Origin of the sequence: Sphingomonas larreae, assembly GCF_051400595.1 — a bacterium.
Lineage (GTDB): Bacteria > Pseudomonadota > Alphaproteobacteria > Sphingomonadales > Sphingomonadaceae > Sphingomonas.
On sequence record NZ_JBLFFI010000008.1, the window covers coordinates 1 to 25,044 of the forward strand.

General features: G+C 64.0%; 22 protein-coding genes and 1 pseudogene. 11 read left to right on the top strand and 12 right to left on the bottom strand.

Going from position 1 to position 25,044, the window contains the following annotated elements:
* The first annotated feature begins 655 nt into the window (after positions 1–655).
* Together ACMGDM_RS18710 and ACMGDM_RS18715 are read left to right on the top strand one after the other, a co-directional pair.
* Complete coding sequence (locus ACMGDM_RS18710) at positions 656–955, top strand: hypothetical protein (protein ID WP_436805644.1); 300 nt, start codon at positions 656–658, stop codon at positions 953–955.
* A 331-nt stretch (positions 956–1,286) separates the two neighbouring features.
* Complete coding sequence (locus ACMGDM_RS18715) at positions 1,287–1,916, top strand: hypothetical protein (RefSeq protein ID WP_436805645.1); 630 nt, start codon at positions 1,287–1,289, stop codon at positions 1,914–1,916.
* 131 nt (positions 1,917–2,047) lie between these two features.
* Here the strand turns inward: ACMGDM_RS18715 and ACMGDM_RS18720 are convergent, their stop codons facing one another.
* The 4 genes from ACMGDM_RS18720 to ACMGDM_RS18735 all read right to left on the bottom strand — a co-directional run bounded on the left by ACMGDM_RS18720 (position 2,048) and on the right by ACMGDM_RS18735 (position 6,505).
* The gene (locus ACMGDM_RS18720) at positions 2,048–2,248 is read right to left on the bottom strand and encodes a hypothetical protein (protein ID WP_436805646.1); all 201 of its coding nucleotides are present in this window, start codon (positions 2,246–2,248) and stop codon (positions 2,048–2,050) included.
* Between the two features lie 1,557 nt (positions 2,249–3,805).
* Positions 3,806–4,678 (bottom strand): bile acid:sodium symporter family protein, encoded by an 873-nt coding sequence (locus tag ACMGDM_RS18725; RefSeq protein ID WP_436805647.1) that lies wholly within the window; start codon positions 4,676–4,678, stop codon positions 3,806–3,808.
* 30 nt (positions 4,679–4,708) lie between these two features.
* Positions 4,709–6,022 (bottom strand): NAD(P)/FAD-dependent oxidoreductase, encoded by a 1,314-nt coding sequence (locus tag ACMGDM_RS18730; protein WP_436805648.1) that lies wholly within the window; start codon positions 6,020–6,022, stop codon positions 4,709–4,711.
* A 96-nt stretch (positions 6,023–6,118) separates the two neighbouring features.
* A complete protein-coding gene (locus tag ACMGDM_RS18735) occupies positions 6,119–6,505 on the bottom strand; it encodes a MarR family winged helix-turn-helix transcriptional regulator (RefSeq protein WP_436805649.1) in 387 nt (128 codons plus the stop codon).
* 341 nt (positions 6,506–6,846) lie between these two features.
* On the opposite strand from ACMGDM_RS18735, the gene ACMGDM_RS18740 reads away from it, so the two are divergent.
* The 4 genes from ACMGDM_RS18740 to ACMGDM_RS18755 all read left to right on the top strand — a co-directional run bounded on the left by ACMGDM_RS18740 (position 6,847) and on the right by ACMGDM_RS18755 (position 14,658).
* On the top strand, positions 6,847–8,238 hold the full coding sequence (locus ACMGDM_RS18740) for a M24 family metallopeptidase (protein ID WP_436805650.1): 1,392 nt from the start codon (positions 6,847–6,849) through the stop codon (positions 8,236–8,238).
* A 38-nt stretch (positions 8,239–8,276) separates the two neighbouring features.
* Complete coding sequence (locus ACMGDM_RS18745; RefSeq protein ID WP_436805651.1) at positions 8,277–9,989, top strand: alpha/beta hydrolase; 1,713 nt, start codon at positions 8,277–8,279, stop codon at positions 9,987–9,989.
* Between the two features lie 134 nt (positions 9,990–10,123).
* Positions 10,124–13,198, top strand: coding sequence for a TonB-dependent receptor domain-containing protein (locus ACMGDM_RS18750; RefSeq protein WP_436805652.1), 3,075 nt, complete (start codon positions 10,124–10,126; stop codon positions 13,196–13,198).
* A 59-nt stretch (positions 13,199–13,257) separates the two neighbouring features.
* A complete protein-coding gene (locus ACMGDM_RS18755; protein ID WP_436805653.1) occupies positions 13,258–14,658 on the top strand; it encodes a M20/M25/M40 family metallo-hydrolase in 1,401 nt (466 codons plus the stop codon).
* Positions 14,659–14,954: 296 nt separating this feature from the next.
* Here the strand turns inward: ACMGDM_RS18755 and ACMGDM_RS18760 are convergent, their stop codons facing one another.
* Positions 14,955–15,848: an AraC family transcriptional regulator gene (locus tag ACMGDM_RS18760; protein WP_436805654.1), complete on the bottom strand. Its 894-nt coding sequence runs from the start codon at positions 15,846–15,848 to the stop codon at positions 14,955–14,957.
* Positions 15,849–15,979: 131 nt separating this feature from the next.
* Between ACMGDM_RS18760 and ACMGDM_RS18765 the strand changes: the two genes are divergently transcribed.
* Positions 15,980–16,735, top strand: a complete 756-nt coding sequence (locus ACMGDM_RS18765; RefSeq protein WP_436805655.1) for an SDR family oxidoreductase — start codon at positions 15,980–15,982, stop codon at positions 16,733–16,735.
* Positions 16,736–16,790: 55 nt separating this feature from the next.
* The gene (locus ACMGDM_RS18770) at positions 16,791–17,237 is read left to right on the top strand and encodes a tautomerase family protein (RefSeq protein WP_436805656.1); all 447 of its coding nucleotides are present in this window, start codon (positions 16,791–16,793) and stop codon (positions 17,235–17,237) included.
* A gap of 443 nt (positions 17,238–17,680) precedes the next feature.
* On the opposite strand, the gene ACMGDM_RS18775 is transcribed toward ACMGDM_RS18770, so the two are convergent.
* Positions 17,681–18,346 carry an IS6 family transposase gene (locus ACMGDM_RS18775; protein ID WP_436805657.1) on the bottom strand — a complete coding sequence of 222 codons (666 nt, stop codon included), beginning with the start codon at positions 18,344–18,346 and terminating at the stop codon, positions 17,681–17,683.
* A gap of 64 nt (positions 18,347–18,410) precedes the next feature.
* Between ACMGDM_RS18775 and ACMGDM_RS18780 the strand changes: the two genes are divergently transcribed.
* A complete protein-coding gene (locus ACMGDM_RS18780; protein ID WP_436805658.1) occupies positions 18,411–18,608 on the top strand; it encodes a hypothetical protein in 198 nt (65 codons plus the stop codon).
* 234 nt (positions 18,609–18,842) lie between these two features.
* Here ACMGDM_RS18780 and ACMGDM_RS18785 read toward each other — a convergent pair whose 3' ends face one another.
* Both ACMGDM_RS18785 and ACMGDM_RS18790 read right to left on the bottom strand, forming a co-directional pair.
* Positions 18,843–19,250 (bottom strand): BLUF domain-containing protein, encoded by a 408-nt coding sequence (locus ACMGDM_RS18785; RefSeq protein ID WP_436805659.1) that lies wholly within the window; start codon positions 19,248–19,250, stop codon positions 18,843–18,845.
* Positions 19,251–19,813: 563 nt separating this feature from the next.
* On the bottom strand, positions 19,814–20,116 hold the full coding sequence (locus tag ACMGDM_RS18790) for a hypothetical protein (protein ID WP_436805660.1): 303 nt from the start codon (positions 20,114–20,116) through the stop codon (positions 19,814–19,816).
* A gap of 184 nt (positions 20,117–20,300) precedes the next feature.
* Between ACMGDM_RS18790 and ACMGDM_RS18795 the strand changes: the two genes are divergently transcribed.
* Positions 20,301–20,504, top strand: coding sequence for a hypothetical protein (locus ACMGDM_RS18795; protein ID WP_436805661.1), 204 nt, complete (start codon positions 20,301–20,303; stop codon positions 20,502–20,504).
* Positions 20,505–20,529: 25 nt separating this feature from the next.
* Here ACMGDM_RS18795 and ACMGDM_RS18800 read toward each other — a convergent pair.
* The 3 genes and pseudogenes from ACMGDM_RS18800 to ACMGDM_RS18810 form a co-directional block, all read right to left on the bottom strand.
* A pseudogene (locus tag ACMGDM_RS18800) lies at positions 20,530–20,757 on the bottom strand (IS6 family transposase); the annotation flags it as partial.
* A 2,435-nt stretch (positions 20,758–23,192) separates the two neighbouring features.
* The gene (locus ACMGDM_RS18805; RefSeq protein WP_436805662.1) at positions 23,193–23,399 is read right to left on the bottom strand and encodes a hypothetical protein; all 207 of its coding nucleotides are present in this window, start codon (positions 23,397–23,399) and stop codon (positions 23,193–23,195) included.
* A 411-nt stretch (positions 23,400–23,810) separates the two neighbouring features.
* Positions 23,811–24,098 carry a hypothetical protein gene (locus ACMGDM_RS18810; protein ID WP_436805663.1) on the bottom strand — a complete coding sequence of 96 codons (288 nt, stop codon included), beginning with the start codon at positions 24,096–24,098 and terminating at the stop codon, positions 23,811–23,813.
* A gap of 304 nt (positions 24,099–24,402) precedes the next feature.
* On the opposite strand from ACMGDM_RS18810, the gene ACMGDM_RS18815 reads away from it, so the two are divergent.
* Complete coding sequence (locus ACMGDM_RS18815) at positions 24,403–24,663, top strand: hypothetical protein (protein WP_436805664.1); 261 nt, start codon at positions 24,403–24,405, stop codon at positions 24,661–24,663.
* Between the two features lie 44 nt (positions 24,664–24,707).
* Here ACMGDM_RS18815 and ACMGDM_RS18820 read toward each other — a convergent pair whose 3' ends face one another.
* Positions 24,708–25,025: an alpha-amylase family protein gene (locus ACMGDM_RS18820; RefSeq protein WP_436805665.1), complete on the bottom strand. Its 318-nt coding sequence runs from the start codon at positions 25,023–25,025 to the stop codon at positions 24,708–24,710.
* Between the last annotated feature and the right edge of the window lie 19 nt (positions 25,026–25,044).

Consider the following 25,044-nt stretch of genomic DNA (forward strand, 5'->3'; position numbering starts at 1 on the left):
CCCTGCCAGTCGGCCGGAACCGCGAACTGGCGCCGGTACCAGAGGCGATCCTCGGGCGTGACCGCGCGCGCGACGCCTTGGCGCGGCCCCGGCGGGCCGCACCTGGTCGCCGCGCGCTCGATCACCTTCCCCCTTCCGGTAAGGCGCTGACGCAGGTTTCTGGCGGCGGCTGGCGAGCTTAACCACGCCGGCTAACCTGCGCGTAGCGTCCCGGCAGTAGAGGCGGTTTGTTCACGGCCGATCGAGGGGTGGCGGCCCGGCCTTTCGGCGGCGCGATTCCAAGCACGCGCCCGGCCGCTTGGCGTCCGCATCCCCGCTGAAAGGGGTTTCGGGTCGGCCGTGAACAACCCGGCGCGCCACCCCGCTCGCTCGCTTCGGTCCGGCCCTTCGGCCTACCCTTGCTACGCATCGGCCGGGGAAGCGCCGGTGCGGGCATCGAGCCCGCCCCGGCGCTGCTGCCGCGGGGGTAAACTCTCTTTCAAGTCGTCCCAGTCTGTCGGCCGGCACGGCGAGCCTCAAGGACGGCGGGGCCCCGCCATTTTGCTACGCAAAATCGTGACCCCCACCGCCGCTGACGCGGCCGCTACGCGGTCCTTGACCCTCGCCGCCCCGACCGACGCGTGAGCACCGTCACAGAGACGAAGGAGGAACAGACATGCAGGTCACGTTGTTTCAGGCCCTGATTTCGGCTAATGTCGTCGAGGATGTGGCTGCGCGCGCAGTCGCCGCTGTCGAGGAACACATCGACATGAACGTCGGGTACGCCATCAAGCCACTGCAAGCCGAGGTCGCAGCGATGCGCACCACTATGGATGCGCGGTTCGGTTCTATGGAAGCGAAGCTGGAGGCAGGCCTCAAGGGCATGCAGACCTCGATCGACGACCTCAAGTGGTTCCTGATCCTGCAGGGCACCGCACTGGTCGGTATCGCCAGCTACGTGCAGCTGGTAAAGTAACGACGCGGGGCCGTAAGGCCCCGCTGACCGCCACGGAAACCAAGGGCCGCTCGGGCAACCGGGCGGCCCTTTTCTGTTGCACAATGCCCCCTGCACCCTGCCCCCGCCCCGGCTCGCTCGCATCGTACGGCCCCTTCGGCCGCCCTCGCTACGCCTCGGCCGGGGAAGCGCCAGTGCGGGCATCGAGCCCGCCCTGGCGCTGCTGACGCCCCCTCTAGAGAGCCTTCTTCGCCGGGGATGGAAGCAGCCGAACCACCCCGGTCGCCGGGCGGTACAACCTCGCCGGAGAAGAGGGAGAAGGGGAGACGCGGGTTCAACGAAGGAGGTCGAGATGACCATCACGTTCCGCGTCGACGACGGCCACAACATTCTGTCGTCCTCCCCTGCTATTATCACCCCTGACCAGCTCGGCGCGTTGCGCGATCTGCTCGGCCGCCATGTCGTGCGCAGCGGCGTCGCCATGGTGGTTCCGACCCACGGCGATCCGGCCTCCAGGACGTTCGAGATCGAGGTCCGCGTCTGTCCGCTTGCGCTTGCGTCGATCGCGCGCTGTTTCGACTGGGATCCCGCCGTCATGACCGTCGTCGACGAGGCACAATTCCTCGGCCGTCGCGCGCGCATCTGGCAGGCTGAACCGGGCGGCGACATCAAGCTCGGCCTCGGCCTCAACCCCGACGCCGCGCTCGAGCTGGAGGTCGCCAACGGCAATGCCTATGCAATCCTCGCCAGCCTCGGACTGGACGAGGAAAGCTGCGGTGCCGTGCCCATGTCGGAGCTGCGCGACCGGCTCATGGACCCGGGGCATCCGGTGAAGGCTGGACGACGATCCGCACATGACCCGCTACGTCGAAGCGCTGACCACCATGGCGGCCCTGAAACCCATCGACGGCGAGTACCATCTCGCATGGGCCTAACGGCCCCGCTCGGCACTCAGAGCAACCCACAGGGACGCCCAGCCTGATGGCTGGCGCGTCCCTTTTTTTGCCTGCGAATCTCAAGCCGGCTGCGCCTGGATCCTCACTGAAAAGAGAATGGCCGCACAGGGTAGCAGCCCCGTGCGGCCATCGCCGTGACCATCGGTCTCGAACCGGCTCAGGCTGTCGCCGTGAGCCGCTTCTCCACCTCGTCGACGCCCAGCGTCTTCACCGCCTTCATCAGCCCCTCAAGTCGATCGAGCGGGAGCTTAAGCAGCCCTGCCCTTTCGACCGTCCCGACAGCCGCCTCGCGGAGCCTCGCCGCATGCGCCTGACGGCGCTCGGCGATCTTCCGCTCGTCAGCTTCGATCGCGGCCATTTCAGCGTCCAGTGACTTCGCCATAGTGTTGCCTTTCGGTCAGGCTCATCGGCTTCTGAACGGCGTTGTTATACCGGCCACTGTCGCTCTCTGGAAGCCACCTCGCAGCATCTGCGGCCAACCCCGGACACGACCCATGAACCAGCCTCGGCTACGCCTCAGCGACCCGGCGCGCAGCGCCGCTCAGAACCTGCCCTTCCGCCTCCGCAGACGACTACCTCGCTGCTTGCGGTCGGCGGGCATCGTGTCGGCGCGGCGTTAAGGCTGTCGGGAACATGAAGAGGGCCGGCAGGCGTCGCCGCAGTCGAAGGCGCCGTATAGCGGGTACAGTGGTTACAGCCGGTACAGCGGGTACAACGGGTACAACGGGTACAGCGGTTCCTAACGGAAGCGATACCCCAGCGGAAGGAAGCCATCGTAACGCAGGGATTTTCCGCCTCGATTCAACTCGTTTACAGCTCGGCCCACCTGCATTGGCGTCCGAACGTCCGAAGTTGAGGGCAACGGCCTTCCTGATTATTGGGCGTTCTCGCCCCTTCCCCACTGCGCCGAGACCCAATTGCGGTCATTCAGGGCCGCCTGTCGGCCACCCGACTCCGGACGCTTGTTCATCTCGCCGCCCGAGCCTTCTGGGCAATCTGCGCAGCTATCCGGCTGGCCTGATTGGCAGGAAAGCGGACGGGCACGTTCATTGCCGCAACGGGGCGTGAGCTGCTTTCTGTTCATCCCAGCGCTCGGCGCTGGACCGGTATTCCCTAAGCGCCAGCTGGCAATGGCGACGCATGCCTACATAGTCGGCACCAGGCTCAAGAGTATAATCCAGAACATGGAGGAGGGGATCGAGCCACTCGTCCGAGCGGTCCATCGTCAAAGATTTGGCACTCTGTATCGTTTGGATAGAACACCAAATGATTTTCGGTATTGCGGTGCACCGAGCCAATATATCGCCACTGGCCCGCAATCTCGAATTCCTTCCTCAGAATTTCGACTCCGGCCATCAGGGGAGAACCCGACTCATCAAATGTAATAACCAGCGGAGTCTCGCCATAATCAGCCACAATGATTCCTCCACTTGGCGAACGGTATAGGCTGACATGCCGGGCATCTCGGCCAGTATTAAAGTCGGAAGTAAAGCTACCCTTCTCATTCCTAGCGACGGTGCGGAATGTGCCACTTGAGCGATGCTGAAAGGTCAGTACCAGACCATCTTGGAATCGGACTGTTTGTTCCATCCACGTCCACTCGCAGGCGGTCGCTAAAAGGCAGATTGAAGCCGAAGCAAGGGCGCGAGTCGCAGTAGCTCGGAACATGCCGTACAATGGCAGTTTTGAGCTACCCCCTCAAGTTGCGGGGATCGGCTTGCTGATCATGAACGATCGTCGGTTTTCGGTTCCCTCTGCGAACGGCTAAGCGTCTATTTATGGGCGCTTGCAGCCCCTCCCTCTCGTGCCGAGGACCCAAAAACCCGTCGTTCAAGCTAGCATAATGGCTCCCCGAGAGCGGTCATTCATACAGCCGGAGCACGCCGCCCCAATTTCTGGTAAGGACCCTGTCAAGCTAAACCACCGCTTGATTAGTGTACGTTAGGTGACTGGCGCGCCGATGGGATCGCAGCAGATACGCGACAAAAAGTGCGGTAATGCTGTTTACAATCAATGGCAGTGCCGCCGCAGTCTCATCAAAAATGACGGCAGCAACGAAGATGCCCGTACCTTCCTGCCGAATAAGACAAGAACTCTCGATGGCGAGCCGATCGACGTGACGGCATGCTGCGACAGCGGCCATCCCGCCCGCGATCAATACAGCTATCACATTGAGGAGGAGCGTGGCGCCTAACAGGCTCACCGAGCAGCGCCAGAGTGCGTCAAAATTGTCGAGCAGAATGTACGTCAACACACAGGCTAGTAGTGGCCGGACAAGCGGAGTGATAATCCGCTTTGCCGAGCGGGCATGCCTCGGCGCAATCCGTTGGAGGGCGGCGCCGAGAACGAGCGGCAAGACGCAGATGCTGGAAACACTGGTTAGAATGTCGCGGCCAGGCACGTCGACAACCCCTACGGATACATCAAGCCAGGTCGCCAAAGCAGGAATAAGACGAGGCGCCACCGCGAGATAGAGCAGGCTGGAGGATGTGGTCAGTGCTACCGCGGCCCCAGCCGCGCCCCCGGCCGCGCTCGTCATCGGCCCCGCTAGGAGGCCCGCTGGTGACACAGCGAGCAACGCCAGCCCGAATGCAAAAGCTGGTTGATCGCGGAAGCAGGCGGCGATCACCAGCCCGGCCGTCGGCAGCAGGACCGCCGACGCTATCAGACCCGCGATCAGCGTGCGCCCCGCGACGTGTCTGTTGGGCAGCCGGCGCAGATCCATGTCGAGGCCGGCCACCAGCATCGCCAGAGCCAGCACCACCGGCAGTATCGCATTCTCGACCATTCGCCCCCGCCCCCCGGCTGGATCGACGGCTCATCGTCGCGTCCATCGCGCCACGGCCCGAGCACCATGCAACAGCACGTTTGGTAGGTGCCGGGCAAGCGCGAAACCGCGGATTGCACGCGGTACGTCCAGCGCGATCTGTGGCCGGTAGGTCTGCGGTGCCAAGAGCATCCGCGCCACTTCGCGACCGACGATTGCGTTGGTGGCGATGCCGCGGCCATTGCATGCCTGCACCGCAAGCAGACGGTCGTCGAGCCGCACCACTCTTGGCAGAAGACTGCTGTTCATCCACGCCACGCCCTGCCACAGGTGTGCGATCCTGACCGGCTCATGATAGCGCAGCATCGCGCGCAGCCGATCGTTCACCGCGATCTCGACAGCGTCAGCGGTCGCGTGCGCCGACACGGGATAATAGGTCAGCAGCCGATCCCCCGCGATCCAGCGGATTGAGAAGATATCGCGCTCTAGATCGGTCAGCGCCTGCCCGTGCGGGAGCACCGCGGCGCGCATCGCGCTCGACAGCGGCCGCGTGACGAGTTCATGGATGCGCATCGGCAAAACCGTCTCGTGCAACATCGGATGAAGGCGGTGGTTGCCGCCATTGGCGCACAGCACGACGCCGGCCGCCCGCACCGTCCCGCCCGCGGTGAGCAGGCGCCAGCCCTGCGGTTCGCGGTTCAGCGCGGTCGCCGGGCTATGATGGAACAGGCGCCCGCCTGCCGCGACCAGCCGCTCCGCGAGCCCCTGTGCCAGCCGCACCGGATCCACTCCGCCCCCGCTAGCGTCCAGCACCGCGGCGGTATAGCCGGCGGTGCCCGTCAGCGCGGCGACCGCCGCCGCGTCCAGCACGGTGACATCGCGGCGGAAGGGACGCCATTGCTCGACCACCATTGCCAACCGGCGCGGCGCGTCTTCTCCGCGCGCGGGCGCCACGAACCCCTGCGGCCGCGCGTCGCAGGCGATCGCATGCTCGCGGATCAGGTCGAACAGGTGGCCGCCGCTCTCGCCGATCAGTCGAAGCCAGCCGCCGCCGACCTCGCGGCCGAGCCGCGCGAGAACCCGCGCCGGCGTGGTGCGGACCAGCTGGGGCGCGACGATGCCCGCGGAGGCGCCCAGCGCCCCCGCCCCTGGCACGCTCTCCTCGACCACCACCACCTCGCGACCTGCCAGCGCGAGCTGGAGCGCGAGCGACAGGCCCGCGATGCCCGCGCCCACGATCGCGAACTCCGCCTCGACCACCCCGCGCAGCGGCGGATGCGCCACGACGTCGGCGGCCTCCGCCTGCCAGAAGGACGCGGTGTCGGCGCCGCCCCAAGGCGGCGCGCGATCACGCCCGCGGGTCACGGGCCCGTGTCCGATCGCTCCGTCATGCCGCCCCCAGCGCCCCCGAATGCCCGTATCGCGTTCAAATGAACGTATCGAGCGCGAAGGTGGCCGCTGTCAACCGGGCGGCGAGTCCTTGTCGCGCGGGTGCGCCAGATTGCTGCCGATGATCTGCAGCGTCGCGACGAAGCGCTGCAGCTCGTCGTGACTGAGCCCCCTCGTGGCTTCCACGAACAGCGGCGCGACCAGCGGCGTCAGCGTGTCGAGCAGCGCGCGGCCCGCGGCCGACATGCGCACGTCGGTGGCGCGGCTGTCCTCCTCGCTCTGCGCGGTGTCGACGAGGCCCAATTCCCCCATCCGTTCGACGATGCGGCTCACCGTCGGCCGCTTGATCAGCGCCATGTCAGCCAGGTCCGTCATCCGGCACGGCTGGTGATCGCGCAGCACCGTCATGATCCGGTACATCGCCTTGTTCGCGCCATGCGCGGACAGCACCGCGTCCATGTTGCGGTGATACATGTAATCGGCGTGGGCGATCAGATAGAAAGGCGACGTGGCCAGGCGAAACGCCTCGCTGGTCGGATCGAACATCCGGTTCCTGGTCACTGCGCATCCTCTCTCTGCGACCTGTCCGCCCGACCGCCGACCCGGCCGACCGGTCGCGATCACGCCGCGTGCCCCCATGGCCGCTCCGCCTCGCGCCGACAATCGGCACGGCGGGCACGGCGCCGAATTGGCGGGTTGACACGTGCATAGAATTGCGTTCACTTTCACGCAACAGGGCAGAGATCAGGGGGTAGACGATGGGACCGGGCAGGCGATCCGCGCTTCTGGGGTGCGCGGCAGTGCTGCTGCTGGGCATGCCGGGGCCGGCGAGCGACGCCGCCGCGCAGGGGCCGTCGCGCGCGCAGATGGGGCAGCGGATGGCGCAGGCGCCGGTGGCGGTGCCGATCCTGCCGATGAGCGAGACCGAGCAGCGCGCGCCGGCGCTGCCCCCCGTGCTGTCGATCCGCGATCGGGCCAAGCTGCAGAACGCGATCCTCGCCGAGCGGCTGGACACGATCGTCCCGCGGCTGATGCGGCAGCAGGGCATCGACATGTGGGTGCTGATGGCGCGCGAATATTTCGAGGAGCCGGTGGTCGCCACCATGCTCAACTCGGAAAGCCTGCACGCGCGCCGCCGCACCATCCTGATCTTCTTCGATCCCGGAGCGGGCAAGCCGATCGAGCGGCTGACGGTGAGCCGCTACGGCCTCGGCGGCCTGTTCAGCCCGGCCTGGGACCCCGACAAGCAGCCCGACCAATGGAAGGCCGTGGCCGAGCTGATCGCCGCGCGCGACCCGCGCAAGATCGCGATCAACACCTCGGCCGTCTCCGCCTTCGCCGACGGGATGACGCTGAGCCAATATGACGAGATGAAGGCGGCGCTCCGCCCCGACCTGCGCGAGCGGATCGTGCCCGGCGACCGGCTGGCGATCGGCTGGCTGGAGACGCGCATCCCCGCGGAGACGCGGATCTACCCCGGCATCCTGCGGCTCGCGCACGGGATCATCGGCGAGGCCTTCTCGCGCAAGGCGATCACGCCGGGGCGGACGACGAGCGACGACGTCGTGTGGTGGTATCGTCAGCGTGTCTCCGATCTCGGGCTCGCCACCTGGTTCCAGCCCTCGGTCGGCATCATCCGGCAGGGCTCGCCCACCATGCTGGAGGGCGACACCGTGATCCGGCCGGGCGACCTGCTGTGGACCGACTTCGGCATCACCTATCTCCGTCTCAACACCGACACGCAGCATCTCGCCTATGTTCTCAAGCCCGGCGAGACCGCGGTACCCGCGGGTCTGGCCGCGGGGCTGAAGGCGGCCAACGGGGTGCAGGACGCGCTGCTCTCCTCCTTCGAGGTCGGCAAGAGCGGCAACCAGGTACTGGCCGCGGCCCGCGCCAAGGCAATCGCCGCCGGGCTGAAGCCGAGCATCTACACGCATCCCCTCGGCTATCACGGCCATGCCGCCGGCACGGCGATCGGTTTCTGGGACAAGCAGAGCGGCGACGAGCGCGGTGAATATCCGATCCACGCCGACACCGCCTGGTCGATCGAACTCGCGGCCTATGCCCCGGTCCCCGAGTGGGGCGGACAGGAGGTGCAGTTCCGCGCGGAGGAGAACGCCTTCTACGACGGGCGGCGGGTGCGCTTCATCGACGGGCGACAGACCGAGATCACGCTGATCCCATCGGAGTGACCGGGGGACGCGGGCAGGCTTGAAGAGGGGGACGGCGGATGGCGAAGCGGTGGGCGGCGGGATGGGCGATGTTGCTGGCGACGACCGCGCCGGCGTTGGCGGATGATTTTCGCGTCACCTTGCCGGCGAGCGCCACGGCCGACCAGGTCGACGGCCGCGTGCTGGTGATCCTGACGAAGGACAAGCAGACCGAGCCGCGCTTTCAGGTCCGCCCCGATTATGTTGGCGCGCAGGTGTTCGGCGTCACCGTCGACGGGTTGCGGCGCGGCCAGTCCGCCACCGTCGGCGCCGACGTGCTCGGCTTCCCCGCGCTCAGCACCGCGCAGGTCCCCAAGGGGCGCTACTGGGCGCAGCCGGTGCTGCACCGCTACGACACGTACAAGCTGGCCAACGGCCGCACCGTCAAGCTTCCCGCCCCGCGCGGGGCAGGTCAGAACTGGCGGCTGGAGCCGGGCAATCTCGTCGGCACCCCGCGCGAGATCGACTTTGATCCCGCCGGGAGCGCGACCATCGCGCTCGAGCTGGACCGCGTGAACCCGCCGATCGCCGAGCCGAAGGACACCGAGTTCGTCCGCCACTTCAAGGTGCGCAGCGAGCGCTTGTCCAAATTCTGGGGTCGCGACATCTACATCCGCGGCCACGTGCTGGTCCCGCGCGATTTCGACCGGCATCCCGAAGCGCATTACCCATTGATGATCTTCCACGGGCATTTCCCGGACGATTTCGGCGGCTTCCGCACCACGCCGCCCGATCCGAACCTCAAGTGCGAGCCGAGCGAGCGCTTCGGCCTTCCCTGCTACAATCGCGAGGAACAGCAGGAGGCCTACGACTTCTACAGGAAATGGGTGTCGGACAAGTTCCCGCGCTACCTCGTCGTCGAGATCGACCATTCCAACCCCTATTACGACGACAGCTATGCGGTGAACTCGGCCAATCTCGGGCCGTATGGCGACGCCATCACCTATGACTTCATTCCCGAGCTGGAGCGCCGCTATCGCGGCCTCGGCGCGGGCTGGGCGCGGTTCCTCTACGGCGGGTCGACCGGCGGGTGGGAGGCGCTGGGCGTGCAGGTCAAATACCCTGACCAGTATAACGGCGCCTTCGCCGCCTGCCCGGACCCGATCGACTTCCGCCAGACCATGACGGTGGACATCTACCGCGACGCCAACGCCTATCGCTACGAAGGGCCGTTCGGCAGCGTCGAGCATCCGGGCAAGCGCGACTGGCTCGGCCATGTCCCTTACACCATCGAGCAGGAGAACCGGCTCGAGCTCGTGCTCGGTGACAAGTCGCGTTCGGGCGGTCAATGGGACATCTGGGAAGCCGTCTACTCGCCGCAGGGTGCCGACGGCTATCCGAAGCGCATCTGGGACAAGCGCACCGGCGTCATCGACAAGGAGGTCGCCGCTTACTGGCGCGAGCATTACGACTTGCGCTACATCCTTCAACGCGACTGGAAGACGCTGGCCCCGAAGCTTCAGGGCAAGATCCACATCTATGTCGGCGACATGGACAATTTCTACCTCAACAATGCCGTCTACCTGATGGAGGATTTCCTCAAGACGACGAAGCCGGCCTATGGCGGCGAGGTGGATTATGGCGATCGTCGCGAACATTGCTGGAACGGCGACCATGCCACGTCCAACGCGATCGGCCGATTGCGCTACAATAGCTTCTACTTGCCCAAGATCCTGAAGCGGATCGAGGCTAGCGCCCCCAAGGGCGCCGACCTCACCAGCTGGCGATACTGAACACCCACTGACGACGGCCGACAACGGCCGCGACCACCGGAGGAACAGGCGCCCGTCCGCGCGGGGCGGCGCGGCGCGGACAGACGCGTGCCCGTCGCTCGCGACGATGCGCGCCCAAGAGGGAGACAAGGGACGTGAACATCAGGCATCGCTCGGCCCTGCTGGCCACCACCATCATCTGGGGCGCGGTCGCGCTTCCCGCCGCGGCGCAGGACGCGCCGGCGACCGCCTCGGTCGCCCCTCCCGCCGCCGACCCCGCCCAGGCCGCCGCAGAGGCGGAGGGCGCCACCATCGTCGTCACCGGATCGCGCATCCGCTCGGCCAATGCCACCAGCATCAGCCCGGTGATCCAGGTGACCGGCGAGGAGTTCGTCACGCGCGGCGCGACCCGCAGCGAGGACCTGGTGAACCAGCTGCCCCAGGTGTTCGCCGCGCAGGGTTCGGCCAATTCCAACGAAGCGACCGGCACCGCGCAGGTCGACCTGCGCGGCCTCACGCCGGTGCGGACGCTCGTGCTGGTAAACGGCAAGCGGCTTCCCTACGGCAGCCCCAAGTCGGTCCCGTCCGATCTCAACCAGGTGCCCGCCGCGCTGGTGCGCAACGTCGAGGTGCTGACCGGCGGCGCCTCCGCGGTCTATGGCTCGGACGCGATCGCGGGCGTGGTCAACTTCAACCTGATCGACAATTTCGAGGGCGTGAAGCTCAACGCCGGGCTCAGCATCTATCAGCACAGCAACGGCAACCGCGGCTTCCGCGACCTGCTGGACGCGAACGACCGGCTGGTGCCGGGCGCCTATCCCAAGCCCGACACCTCGGTCTGGAACGGTTTCACGCAGGATTATTCCGCGGTGCTCGGCACTAACATGGCCGATGGGCGCGGCAACATCACCGCTTACGCCACCTATCGCAAGATCCGCCCGATCCTGCAGGCCGATTACGATTACAGCGCCTGCGCTCTGGGCACGACGGGAACCGGCGGCGACACCTATTCGTGCAGCGGCTCGGGCTTCAACGATCCCGCCAATATCGCCAATACGGCGGCGGTCGCCAACGTGCCGACGCAGTTCCGCGTCGACAACGGCCAGTTCGTCTCCGGCCGCCGCACCTATAATTTCGCACCGTCCAATTACTACCAGCGCCCCGACGAGCGCTACACGCTCGGTGCGATCGGCCATATCGAGCTGAGCGAGCGGCTCATCCCTTATTTCGAGCTCAGCTACATGAACGACCGATCGACCGCGCAGATCGCGCCGGGAACGGTATCGGGCGGCGTGCTCGGCAGCGGCGGCGGGCTCAACTGCGACAACGCCTTCCTGAGCGCGCAACAGCGCCAGTTCGTCTGCGGCGCGGCCGGCCTGTCGACCGCGGGCAATTACGACGCGGCCGGCGCTTATGTCGGGTCGGGGGCGATCGCGCCGGGCATCCTGCTCAGCCGACGCAATGTCGAGGGAGGCAACCGCCAGGACGATATCCGGCACTCCACCTTCCGCCTCGTCGGCGGGCTGCGCGGCCAGCTCGACCCCGCGTTCAGCTACGACGTCTATGCCAGCTACGCGCGCGTCGAATATCGCAGCCGCTTCACTGGCGACGCCAACGTTCAGCGCGTCGCCAACGCATTGAACGCGGTGATCGACCGACGCACCGGCTCCGCCACCGCCGGCCAGGCGGTGTGCGCCATCAACGCCGACGCGGTGTCGGGCAACGACGATCCCAATTGCGCGCCGCTCGATTATTTCAGCGGCCAGCCCGCCAGCGCCGCGGCGGTGAACTACATTTCCGAGTCCAAGGGGATCGTGGGCGACACCGGGCTGACCAACATCGTCGCCTCGCTCAACGGCGACCTGGGCAAATATGGTGTGATCCTGCCCTGGGCGGAGAGCGGGATCGGCGTCGCCTTCGGGCTCGAATACCGCAAGAACACGCTCGAGCTGCTGCCCGACGAGGTCTATCAGAACTCAGTGTCGCCCGAGTTCCCGGTACGCGGCTCGACCACCGCGAAGGAGGTCTTCGGCGAGCTCAACGTGCCCTTCATCGAGTCGCGGCCGTTCTTCCACCTGCTGTCGTTCGAGGGCGCCTACCGCTATTCCGACTATGACACCGGCTTCAAGACCCACACCTACAAGCTGGGGCTGAACTGGGCCCCGATCCGGTCGGCGCGGTTCCGCGGCAGCTACCAGCGCGCGGTGCGCGCGCCCAATGTCGTCGAGCTCTTCTCCTCGCAGTCGCTGTTCGAGGTCGAACTGACCGAGCTCGCCAACGGCCTCTACGATCCTTGTGCCGGCGAGACGCCCTTCGCCACCGCGGAGCAATGCGCGCGCACCGGCGTGACCGCGGCGCAATACGGGCGGATCATCGACAACCCGGCCGGTCAGTTCAACTCGCTGATCGGCGGCAACCCCGATCTCGACCCGGAGAAGGCCGACACCTGGTCCGCGGGCATTGTGCTGGAGCCCGCGTTCGTGCCACGCCTATCGCTGTCGGTGGACTATTTCGACATCCGGGTGAAGAACCTGGTCGGCAGCGTGAACCCCAATCTGGCGATGACCAACTGCCTGTCGTTGGGGGATCCCTTCTTCTGCGGGCTCATCAACCGCGGCGCCGGCGGCACCCTGTTCCTCAACGACACGGGCTATTTCCGCCGCTTCAACGTCAATACCGGCTCGCTCAGCACGAGCGGGATCGACGTCGCGCTGGACTATCGCGTGCCGACCGATCGGCTCGGCACCTTCGCGCTCAATCTCGCCGGCACCTATCTGGCGGAATATGAGACCGTGCCCCTGCCCGGCTCGCCGGCCTCGGACGTCTATGACTGCAAGGGTCTGTACGGCGGCCTGTGCGGGCGGCCGCGGCCCGAGTGGCGCCATCGCATGCTGGGGACCTGGAGCTCGCCCGGCGGCGTCGGGGTGAACCTGACGTGGCGCTACATCTCCGCGGTCAAAATCGCGCAGACCAGCGACCAGCCCGCGCTCGCCGGCAGCTATGCGGCGCTCAACGAACGCCTCAACAGCCGCAGCTACTTCGACCTCGCCTTCACCTTCGATGCGAAGGAGAACATCCGCTTCACGCTCGGCATGAACAACCTGTTCGACAAGCAGCCGCCGCTGACCACCACCGCGGCGATCGAGGATGGCGGCAACGGCAACACCTATCCGCAATTCTACGACGCCGCCGGCCGCTATCTGTTCACCAGCGCCTCGTTGCGCTTCTGACGATCCAGTGCGGGCGGGAGCGAGCCTTCCACGCCGATTAACCTAGCATGGAGCTGAAGATGCTGCGGATCGCCCTCACCCTGTGCCTCCTGGCGTCCCCCGCCGCCGCAGCCACCGTACCACCGCCCGCGCCGACCGAAGCGGATCGCACCGCCGCTGTCGACCTGTTGAAGCGGCTCGTGGCGATCCCCACGGCGAAGGGGCGCGGCCGCGTTCCCGAGCTGGTGGATCTGATCGCGACCCGTCTGACCGAGGCGGGCTTCATGGCCGACGAAATCGTGCGTCGTCCGGTGACGATAGACGGCGAACAGACGATGGGTTTGATCGTCCGCTACGCGGGACGCGACGCGTCGCTCCAACCCGTGGCTCTCTTGGCGCACATGGACGTGGTGGATGCGGTCGCAGCCAATTGGGCGACCGATCCGTATCGCCCGGTGGAGAAGGACGGTTATCTTTACGGCCGCGGAACGCAGGACAATAAATTCGGCGTCGCGGTGCTGGTGGAGACGTTCGCACGGTTACGGCGGGCGGGGTGGCGCCCGCACCGCGATCTCCTGCTCGCTTTCTCGGGCGACGAGGAGACCGGGATGCTATCGACCCGCGCGGTTATCGCGCATCCTTGGGTGGCGCGCGCAGCCTATGCGCTCAACTCGGACGCGGGCGGCGGGTCGGTGACGGCGGACGGGCGCCCGATCGCCTTCGGCATGCAGTCTGCGGAAAAGACCAACGCCACCTTCAATCTCTCGGTGAAGAACCGCGGGGGACACAGTTCGGTGCCGCGCGATGACAACGCAATCTATCAGCTTGCCCGTGCGCTGACGCGCGTTGAGGCGCTCCGCTTCCCCGTCCAGCTCAACAGCGTGACGTTCGGAATGGTGACGCGGCTTGCGGCAGAGCGCGGGGGCGCGCTGGGGGAAGCTCTGACGCGACTGACAACCTCGCCGGACGATCCAAAGTCGTTAGCGATCGTACGACGCTATCCCGATATTTCGAACATTCTGTGGACGACCTGCGTCGCCACGATGCTTGATGCGGGTAATGCACCTAATGCGCTGGCGCAGAATGCGAGTGCAACCGTGAATTGCCGCATCCTACCGGGGATCGGTGTCGAGCGTGTTCGCGGCGAGTTGGCTGCCGCGGCTGGACCGGAGACGAATGTGACCCTCGTCGGCGAGGCCGTCGAAAGCCCCGTGTCAGAGCCGCAGGCGGACGTCACAGCGCTGCTGCAGGCTGGGCTGTCTGCCACTTACCCTGGTGCGACGCTGAATCCGATGATGTCGTCCGGCGGCACGGAGGGTAGAGAGTATCGCCGCGCCGGCATCCCCACGTGGGGCGCGGGCAGCCTAGGCTTGGTGCTGCCCGAGGACAGCCGCGCGCACGGCACGGACGAGCGGATCCCGCTTCGCGCCTTTGGCCGCGAACTCGTATACTGGCAGTCGGTGCTTACAAGCATCAAGTAAGATGGCCGTTCATTGTACCTGGCGTTAGCTCCGACCCAACACCGGTCATTCAGGGTCACCTGCCGGCCGTTCAATTTCAGCCATTCGTTCATGCTGGTGCTCAAGCCTTCCAGGCGTTCTGCGCAGCTGTTCGGCTGGCCTTACCTGGGAAGTTTGCGGACGGTCCGCGTTCGGGCGAGTGAGCGCGCATAGCCGACGTTGGCTGACCCCGCCGGCTTCCCGATAACGATCGAGAAACGGGAAAGCCAACCGCCTTCCGGAACTCGTCTGACCACGATTTGGCAGGATCGAACCACTTACGCAGCAGTGCTCATCTGAGTCCGCGCCTGTCGAACATCGCGGCCGGGGGGGAGGCCAAACATGCGGCCATATTCACGCGTGAACTGCGGAACGCTCTCGTATCCCACGCCGTAGGCGGCATCGCTGACCGCCTCGCCCAGTGAGAGCATTCGGCGCCGAGCCTCGATGAGCCGCAGCTGCTTCTGGAACTGTAACGGAGACAGGGACGTGATGCTGCGGAAATGAACGTGGAAGGCGGACAGGCTCATCCCTGCCGCCTCGGCCAGTGCCTCGACCTTCACCGCTTCGGCATAGTGCGTGCGGAGGATGGCGACAGCGCGCGCGATACGCTGTGCGTGGCTGTCGATTACTCCCAACGCCCGGATCGCGCCGCCATGCCGACCGCTGAGCAACCAGTAGTGCAGCTCGCGCTTGAGCTGCGGTCCCAACACCGTCAGCGTGGCGGGGCGATCGAGCAGGCGCAGCAGTCGCAAGGCCGCGTCCGCGACCTCGGCCTCAGTGAGATCGACCCTGACCGGCTCGTTCGCCTCGAACGGCGCCGCGCCGATCTCGCCTACCAAGTCCGCGATGATGGCGGGATCGAGCTCGAGAACGAGAGAATAATAAGGCAAGGCACGGCTCGCCGTCGTGATCTGGCTCACGGTAGGCACATCGGTGGTGATAAGCAGGGATTGGCCCCCGCCGAAGTCGAAGGTGGCGCTGCCCATCGTCACACGCTTGCTCCCTTGCAGCACCAGCGCCACCAAGGGCTTTGACACGGCGTATTGCAGCAAAGTCGGCGCCATTTCGCGCAGGATGACCAGCCCGTCCACCGGGGTCGCCGCGACGCCAGCACGGTCAACGTGGGCGTCGGCATAGCGCCGTGCATAGTCGAGAAGGAGACCTGTCATGGGCGCCTGGGTACGGCACGCGATTGGATTCGGCAACGAGTCAGGACAATCAGGCAAGTTTTCGGGCTGATCGCGCAACAACGGCGTGGCGGTCGGATGCATAAGGTTGGCAACACCAACCGGAGGCTTGCATGACCACCATCTCCCTCGTGACCGGCGGCAGCCGTGGCCTTGGCCGCAACACCGCAATCAGCATCGCCCGCCACGGCGGCGACGTGATCCTTACCTATCATAGCGGCAAGGACAACGTCGATGCCGTCGTTGCCGAGATCGAGGCGCTAGGCCGCAAGGCGGCCGCGTTGCAGCTCGACACCGGCAACGTCTCGACCTTTCCGTCCTTCGTGAAGACGCTGCGCAGAGCACTGACCGGCACCTTCGGGCGCGACACGATCGACCACCTTGTCAACAATGCCGGCCACGGCGAAATGGCGGAGTTCGCCGCTACCACAGAGGAGCAGTTCGACAAGCTGTTCAGCGTCCATGTGAAGGGCGTGTTCTTCCTGACGCAAGCACTGCTTCCCGTGCTGGCCGATGGCGGGCGGATCGTGAACTTCTCATCGGGACTGACCCGCGTGTCGTTCCCCGGATTCTCAGCCTATTCGGCCGCCAAGGGCGCGATCGAGGTGCTGACCGTCTACATGGCAAAGGAGTTGGGCGCGCGTGGCATCACCGCCAACACAATCGCCCCCGGCGCGATCGAAACCGACTTTCTGGGCGGTGCGGTCCGCGACATTCCCGACTACAACACCGCTTTCGCAGGCATGACCGCGCTCGGCCGCGTCGGCCTGCCCGACGATATCGGGCCGATGGTCGCGAGCCTGCTCGGTCCCGACAACCGCTGGGTCAACGGCCAGCGCATCGAGGTGTCGGGCGGCCAGACGATCTGACGCCTCATGCGGGTGTCGCGATGCGGCACCCGCTCCCCTGGTCAAAGGCGCTACCATGCCGAAGCTCATCATCCACTCGCCTGCCGGCACGTTCGATGCAGCCGATCGCCAGCGTGTCGCTGGCGACCTGACAGCGTTGGGCCTAGCCTGCGAAGCACTACCGCCCTCGCCAATGGTGCGTAGCACCGTATGGACCTACTTCGCGGATTATGCGGCAGATGCCGTGTTCATGGGCGACGAACCCGCTCGGCTGCCCGTCGTGACGCTCCAGATATACGTGCTGGCCGGTGGACTGGATGCTGCCGGCAAGCGCCGGCTCATTGAAGGCGCAACCGCCATTCTTGATAGACGGCCGGACGGCACAACGGTCGCCCCGGTGTACGTCGTCATTCACGAGATTGCGGAGCGAAATTGGGGCCTCTTCGGAAAACAGGCCGATCTTGCCGCGCTGCGGGCGAGCGCACCGTATGCGCCGGCGATCGGACGTTCTAGCGTCCCCTGAAACGAAGCCTAAGCGGGAACGTGGCCCAGCCGATCGCGCCGACAGGGATCCGAAGCTTCCGCTTCCCTCCCAATCTCGACCATCCACCCAAGTCGCCGACCGGATGCACCTTGAACGTCTGAAATCGGGGAGGAAAGCGGACACGAGCGCTCCCTTATGTTAGATCCGTGTAGCATTTCGGAGTTCGCCGCCATGCGCCACATGCTCGCCTTTGCCGTCTCCCTCATTTCGACCGCGGTCGCCGCCCAAGAGCATCCGTTGGCGGTTGCGCAGGTGCTGGCTCTCAACACCCGATTAGAGGGTGCCATCGCCCGCGGTGACGCGGCCGGGTGCTGTCAGTCTAATGCGAACTCGTCTCTACACGATGCACCTCGCCCCCGGCTCGCGATGGATCAGCTGGCGAGCGCCTGCCACTCAGCCAGCGCCGCGGAGCGGCGCTGCTTTTAGGTTTGCCTATCGACGAGGTGACGTTCGTGGTTGAAGTGGTTGTGGACGTTGGCGTGAACAGAGGCGAACTTCTGTAAGGTTCGCATCTGCCGGAATCTCAGCATCGCCCGCTCTCGTCGCCGGAACGGCAGGTGCGAGTTCTCCACTCGGTTGTTGGCCCAGCGCCCCACCTTCTGCTTCTCGCGGCTGCCGAGTTCGGTCAGAGCAGCACCGTAGGAGCGCAGACCATCGGTGGTGATCGCCTCAGGCGAGCCGTGGCGCTTGAGCGCCTTCTTCATGAAGGCGAGCGCTGCCCCCTTGTCGCGGGTTTTGGTGACGTAGCTCTCGAGGATCTCACCTTCGTGATCGACTGCACGCCACAGGTAGACCATCTCGCCGTTCAACTTCACGTACATTTCGTCCAGGTGCCAGCGCCAATGGCGGAAGCCGCGCATCCGGCTCACCCGCTGGCGCCGCACCTCGCCCGCGAACAGCGGACCGAACCTGTTCCACCACAGCCTCACCGTCTCGTGGCAGATGTCGATTCCACGCTCGAACAGCAGGTCCTCCACGTTCCGCAGCGACAGCGGGAAGCGCACGTACATCAGCACCACCAACCGGATCACCTCGGGCGACGAGTTGAAGTAGCGGAACGGACTGGCTGGCTTGCGCGGGCGAGGCATACTTCTCTCCTACCCCGGCGAGCGCCGCAGGTGCATTAGCTTTGACAGCGCCGAGGATACCCACATGACGCAGCAGACCGAGCACGACGATCCGAAGCAGGGTGGCACAAACAGCCCAGGAGAGAATGGCGAAGATCACGACATCCTGGGCAAGAAGCAGGAAGACCTTACCGCTAAAGACCTTGAGGGCGACAGTCGCTCCGAGGGTGAGACTTCTGGTGTGGCTGACGCGGAGAGGAAGTTTCTGGGCGACTTCGCCTAATTCCTTACGCAAGGGAGCGAGCGGATGTGGGCGCAACCAGCCCCTCATCCGCAAGCCTACCTAAGGCGACGTGGGCGAGAGCACCTCGACATAGCCCGTCAGAATGTCGCCTGCCCGCGGGAGCCGTCGACATGGTGCCAAAGGTGCACGACGGAAGCTGTACGCCTGGGTTGCCGCGCGCCGCCAGATGACGATCGGCTTACGCTTGCCGCTCAGGCGCGAACGTTCTTTGACTTACGCCCCCTGTCCTCCACTCTCTAAGACAATATCGTACAAGCGCTTCGCAGAGGCGCTGCGCTGTCCCATCGCAAAGCCGATCATGAACGCTGTCGCGTGGGAGGTTGCTGCATCATCCGCTGCCAGTCGCATCGACCAGTCTCCATATTGGCGAGACAGCACGGCACGATCAAACAGCTCTTCAAGGTCGCGATGTCGAGGATCGCCCCGAATGCGCTCCATCGTTTTCTCAACGTCGTCCGGGGTGCCCTCTAACACCTGTGCGAAGCTGATCGGATGCGCCCAGAGCACCCCTGTTACGTCGTATTCGGCGTTCCACCGGACAGATGATGTCAGGATAGCGTCCAAGGGCTCAGGGTCGACCCCGACCAGCGATTGGCTAATGTATATCAGGCGTCGAAGCATGATACGCTAACGAATGGTTCGCTGATCAGTCTCAGCGCGGCGCTGCAATAATCGGACAAACCGCGAGCCAGCCGTGTGGCGTCGGTGCCGGCTCGACACCCGCTTGCCTGTCCGCAGATGCAATCGGCGCCTCACGATTGAGCCCACTCCCAAGAACGCAGTGTTCGGCTAGGAGAGTCCGAATGGATGCGAACTAGCCGCAGGCGTTCCGCCATGCGCTCCACGTCCGCTAACTGCCGGTTTAGTCGAGCGCTTATGTCAAGAAGCGATGCTCCCTGCCGCACTAGCTCTCTCAGCGCTGTGATGTCTGTCTGCGTCCATCGCCGGCGATGAGGAGAGACATCAGCTTCACCGACCATGACTTGCCCACCTGGTTCGCGGGATCTCGCCTCGTATAAGTTCGCCTGAGAAGACACCCCGCATCTGGTCTGCGGCGGCCGCTCGAGTGAATACCACTCGCGTTCCGCCATCCGGCAGCGCCTCTATAGAGCTTATTTGCGCCTGCTGATCGGCTGCCAGCTCTCGCACGGCGGCTTCCGTCAGGTTGACGTTGACGGCGCGACTCACTTAACTTCACCAGATGCGCGGTCGCTCAAGATAGGCTCGATCCTAACGACAATCGGCAGGTGGTCAGGTTCAATCATCAGCTTGCGGTTCGGGAAGGCTTGGCCCGCAAGAAGTCGACCGTAAGCCGCCGCTAGGCCTTCATGTGCAATTCGTGCCGGACCACTGGAGGCGATGCTGGCGTTGTAAAGGGACACCTGCTCACGGGCGAGGATGTAGTTGAGATCCACGGTCGTCTCCCACCAGAGCGGGAGCGCAGGGTCTCTCAGCCGTGCGAAGCCCGGATAGAGCGCAAGGTACATGCTATATGGATATGACACTCCGGAATACAAGGCGCCACATCGTCTTCGGCATCGCTCTACCGAAGATGATTTGCCCCTGAGCGCTTACATCGAAATTGTTGATGATGTCGGAGCAATCTTGCGCCGGATGCGCTAGAACTAAGCGGCCGCCAAACAAGCGGCTTGACTAAATTAGGAATTTGGCATGGCCGACATCAAGGACGTGACGGCCGTTATCGCTTCCGCGCTCACAGAAGTGAGCTTAGCGGGATCGCTCGACGTCAAGATGGATGGTGGCGAGTCGATCGAGGGGTTAGGTGTTCGAAGTGGTGACGATGTGAAAGTGACGGTCGTTGTCACCCGGATCGGCTACGAACCAGATATTATTCCGACGCGGGATCCGAGCTGATTAGATCTAAAGAGACGCTTTTTCATCGGCTCACCCGCTGGCGCCGCATCTCACCCGCGAAGAGTGGGCCGAACCTGTTCCACCACAGCCTTACCGTCCCATGGCAGATGTCGATGCCGCGCTCGAACAGCAGGTCTTCCACGTTCCGAAGCGACAGCGGGAAGCGCACGTACATCAGCACCACCAGCCGGATCACCTCCGGCGAGGAGTTGAAGTAGCGGAACGGCGAGGCTGGCTTGCGCGGGCGAGGCATGCCACTCCCCTAACCCGGCGAGCGCGCCAGGTGCACTAGCTTTGACAGAGGCCACACTGCCGGAAGAGGTCTTCATGGAAGGCAGGCCGATTAGGAAGGGGTAACGATCTTAGCCGTTTAGGCCGCGTCGCTTGATCTCAGCCGATAGCGTGTCAGCTCGCCAACCACCCGATCCCCACGTTCCGATCGCTTGGTGAAAAAGCAGCTCCTGATCAGTCCAGGTCACAAGCGGCTCAGGTGGTGCATAGGTCGAGGTTGCGCTTTTCCGAGACATGTTGCCTCCGATCCGAGATCAGGTTTTTCAAACTTGCTCACAAATGAACCATGCCAGCGAGGTTCACAGACCACAAATTAACCTAGTGGAACGAAGTAGAACATCAATCTACGGGACACATAAATATACGATCAAACAAAAGAACAGCGATACTCCAAGAAGACCAGCGATGTCCAGAGCTCCAATTTTCCTGGATTCCTTTTTTTCCACGAATGAGGGCGTCTGCGAAGGTACTTGCTCGATCATTATATTTCACCTTCCAATATGTTTTTAAGATTACGCCGGGCTATTATCCTGGTAATCAGGCGTGGCGACTAGTGCTCGTGGCCGCTCAAGGCCCGAACTCCGGGAGATCCGGAATATAAATCGCCCGCCTGCCTTGAAGCGTCACCGCCGGGAATTCCCGATAAGCCGTAAGGCGTCAGCACTGCGACTTCGCCGATGCTGGAACGCGCTTCAGTCCAGTCTCAACCGTGAAGAAGCAGACTAGGGGTTGAGCCCGCCACCTCGGGGCAATTTCATATGGCAGTCCACTCGTTTCCGTTTACGAAGGCCGTGCCTCAGTCCTTTAGATGCGACAAGCCTACTTTCGAGAGCACCACAACGCGCCGCTTCGACGCCGCTGTAAACGCACCAAAAAGGGTGATCTCGATGGTCAAGACGATCAACGCACATCCAGCTACATGATACCAGTTCATCATAGCCAGGCCTAATCTAATCGACTTTTACCTAGTACTCGAATCCTATCATAAGCGGTCTATCATTTTTTGCTGGCTTGAGGTCAGCCTTGTCGACTCGCAGGATAATTGATGAATGATCACATAGGCGTTCTGAGCGTCATTACCAGTGCGATTGTTTTTGGCTGAAAAACGATAGGCGCGAAATTGTGCGATGAGGCGCAGCCTCGGCACTCTTGCGGATCGCGCCACAGGCGAGCTTGCTCAATGGCAAGCGAACGGCCGCGACGATGTTATGGAGCGTATTATGCAACGATCTATCACGCGGAACATTTGGCATTTTGCGCCAGACACCCTTTGGTGGCTCTGCGCACCCCTTCATCGTCCAATCCTTCAATCCGATACGCTATAGAAAGGGCTAAAAATGATCTATCCAAGCGTTTACGACATCACCTTCGAACCTAACAAGGTGCTGTTTAACTACCGCGGGGACGGCTCACCACAATCTGTGCGGCTCGATATGAAGAGGCGAATGCATTGATCGACGAGCTGATACAGGCGACCAGAAGTGCCCTCAATAGGGGCGCGCATGATGCGGCCAGAGAGGCGTCAAAAAAGGTTGTTATCCGGTCAAACGTCACCCTTGAGGTCGATGGTCGAGCTTCGTGAGGAGGCTGGGATGAGCGGCCTGTCTGGCGGTCGGACGTGCAAAGGGGGTGCCTGTGGCCGCTCTTCTAAGGGCCACGGCGAGCCGTGGTCCACGGCCGCGAAGTGTAAAGCGGCAGTGTCTTTGTCAGCCACAGCGGGCTGCGCTCGCGGGATGCACCTCGGGGCTGCGGGTTACACTAAACAATGCACATCCGCCGGAAGCGTTGTCGTGGGGCAGGCGTGCCCACGCCGATGATGAAGAGCTTGCAGCGGTTAGCGCCGAGCCAGAGACGGCGATGATCGCCGCGACGTATCTGAAGGAGCGCCGCACGGCATCGAGCTTGCGTACACACCGCGTCGACGTGGCGCAAAAAGGAGCTGACATGGTAAGCGAAATCGAATTGAGACTGGCACGGGCGACCGGCGAGACCGCAGGAGCCAACCCGCCGCCTTGGGTCGCTGAGTGCCCGCATGGGCACAGCGAGTCCTTGCAGCGCATAGCGTGGCAGGAGGGCTTTGAAATTGGCCGGGTCCGGAACGAAGCTATGAGAGCCGGTGGATCCCTTGGTTCCTCTGTGCTTGGTTACAACTAGGGACTCAAGCCCGTGGCTGGGATGCGAAGAGCTGGCATGAGGCCGACCCGCTAAGCTGCGAACACCGCTCTCTAGGGAGGACGCGTAGCAAACGCGGGCCGATGAGCGCTCGCTTCTTTGGCTCGGCACAGTGTCGCTGATGCTCTACTGGGGGTTGGATGCTAAAGTGGGCCATCGAAGTCAATCCGACCGATCACCGCGCCCGATAAACCGACGCATGTCCATCCCTCTGTTGCTTCGACGTCAAAGGGCGGCCTTTTCCACACTGAGGCAAGCGGCGTCTATTTTCGGGCCGGCCTCAACGCTTGCAGCGGCGAAAACAGCCGCTTTCAGCCCTTCGCAGTCGGCCTTGCTCGCGATGTTATCAATGACTGTGACCGCTTTACTTACGCTTAGGTCGAGGTTCGGGGTCGCGCCGCTGACCATAAGAACGAGTAGGTAGACCTTCATTGGGAGCTCTCCTGTGATAACGAGGATGCATGGCGATTGGAGAGCCTCATGGAATAGCTCTGCCTATACCGGATCACCAGATGCAGGTTCCGGCCATTCGCCACCAAATATACACGCCCTACGTTAGGCAAACGACGTCTAGTCACTGATCTACTCACTGCGGAGTTGACGTCCGCTGACTACCGTCGATTATGTCGGTGACCGGCGGATCGACGGTTGCCACTGCCCGTGGGTGCTCCGCCCTGGAAGGTGGCATTGCTCCTAAATATCTGACGAGGCGTCGCGGGTTGGAATGACATACCTGCGCGCTGAGCGATAGCGATCAGGGGACCCGCTTAAGCGGGAACGATCAATAAGATGGCCGACGATCGATGTCTCCCACCAGTCGTGCTAGGCTTTGATGACTCCGCCCTACCCGGTGTCGGCAGTGTTCTTCGCTCCGTCCGCTTGCTGCTGCGACGTGCCGATCGCGGGCGTGTCGATACCGTTGATGAGGATAGCGCAGATCAGCGAGCCCGCTTGATCGGTCACCACCACCTTCAGAAGCCCGTCTGCCCAAAAAGAGCCGTCGACGATCTTGAGCACCTGACCAGCGGTTTCGACCGCCAATACCTTCGCTTCTCCTGGGCCAGGCAGTTCCTCGATTTTGCTTCCGATCTCAGCGGAGCGATCGTGGATGGCGAATTGGTATTGGGGCATCGGCGCCTTTCCAGCCGCGGCAAGTCAGGCGTAATCCGCGGACATGCGTAACGACATGATTGAGGATATGACCCGGCGCGAGCAGGCGGCGCGAACGCCGGGACACGAAAATGCGCCGCTTCGTTGGCGATCGCTCCTGTGTAAGCGCGCACACGACGACATCGCTCCACGATCATAAACAATCGACCTAAGCTAGATCAGCTTGTTATCGCTTGGGCATGGAGCCGGACAGGCGACACGTGGATCGAACGAACGCCTTGATCGAGCAATAGCCTTCTATCTCGTGACGACGGAGCTATGAGCCGTGATCAATATACAGTCACCGCGGCCAGCAGGCCTGCCGGAAGCGCGCGTTTTGCCGCTGCCAGGACGCGGCAATCAGATCGAGCTGCGCGCGCACCTTCTGGGCACGCGCATCGACATGCGCGCCCTCATCGGCTTTGGAGGTGTTGTCAAAGCAACCGCACCTGGCCCGACATTGGCGATCTTCTACCCCGTTCGCTTGCTCGATGGCAGGCAAACAAAGGCAATCTCGAAACCAACTCGAGAGAGTTCGCGGTACTGACAGCCTTAGGATCGTAGCTGAAGCACCCAGCGATGCGCAAGCCTTCAGGCGCTCGGGGAGCCGGTGCGTCTGGTTTGACAGAGCCCGTTGGTGCGCTGCTCCGCCCAGCGTCGCAGGATCTTGCCGCGGAAGCGCGGCAGCACCGCGGCCTCCTCGCCGACCAGCGGCACCGAGAACCACAGCACCCCCTTCATCCCGCGCGCGTGCAGCGCGTCGGTGACGACTCGCATGCGCCGCAGCCGCTCGGGGCGCCAGTCGCCGGCATGCGCGTAGCCGCGGTTGGTGTCGCCGGTCTGCCAGCCGTCATCGACGATCATCACCTTGAAGCCGTGCCGCGCCGCCGCTTCAGCCTCGGCCAGCACCGTCCCCTCGTCGACCGCG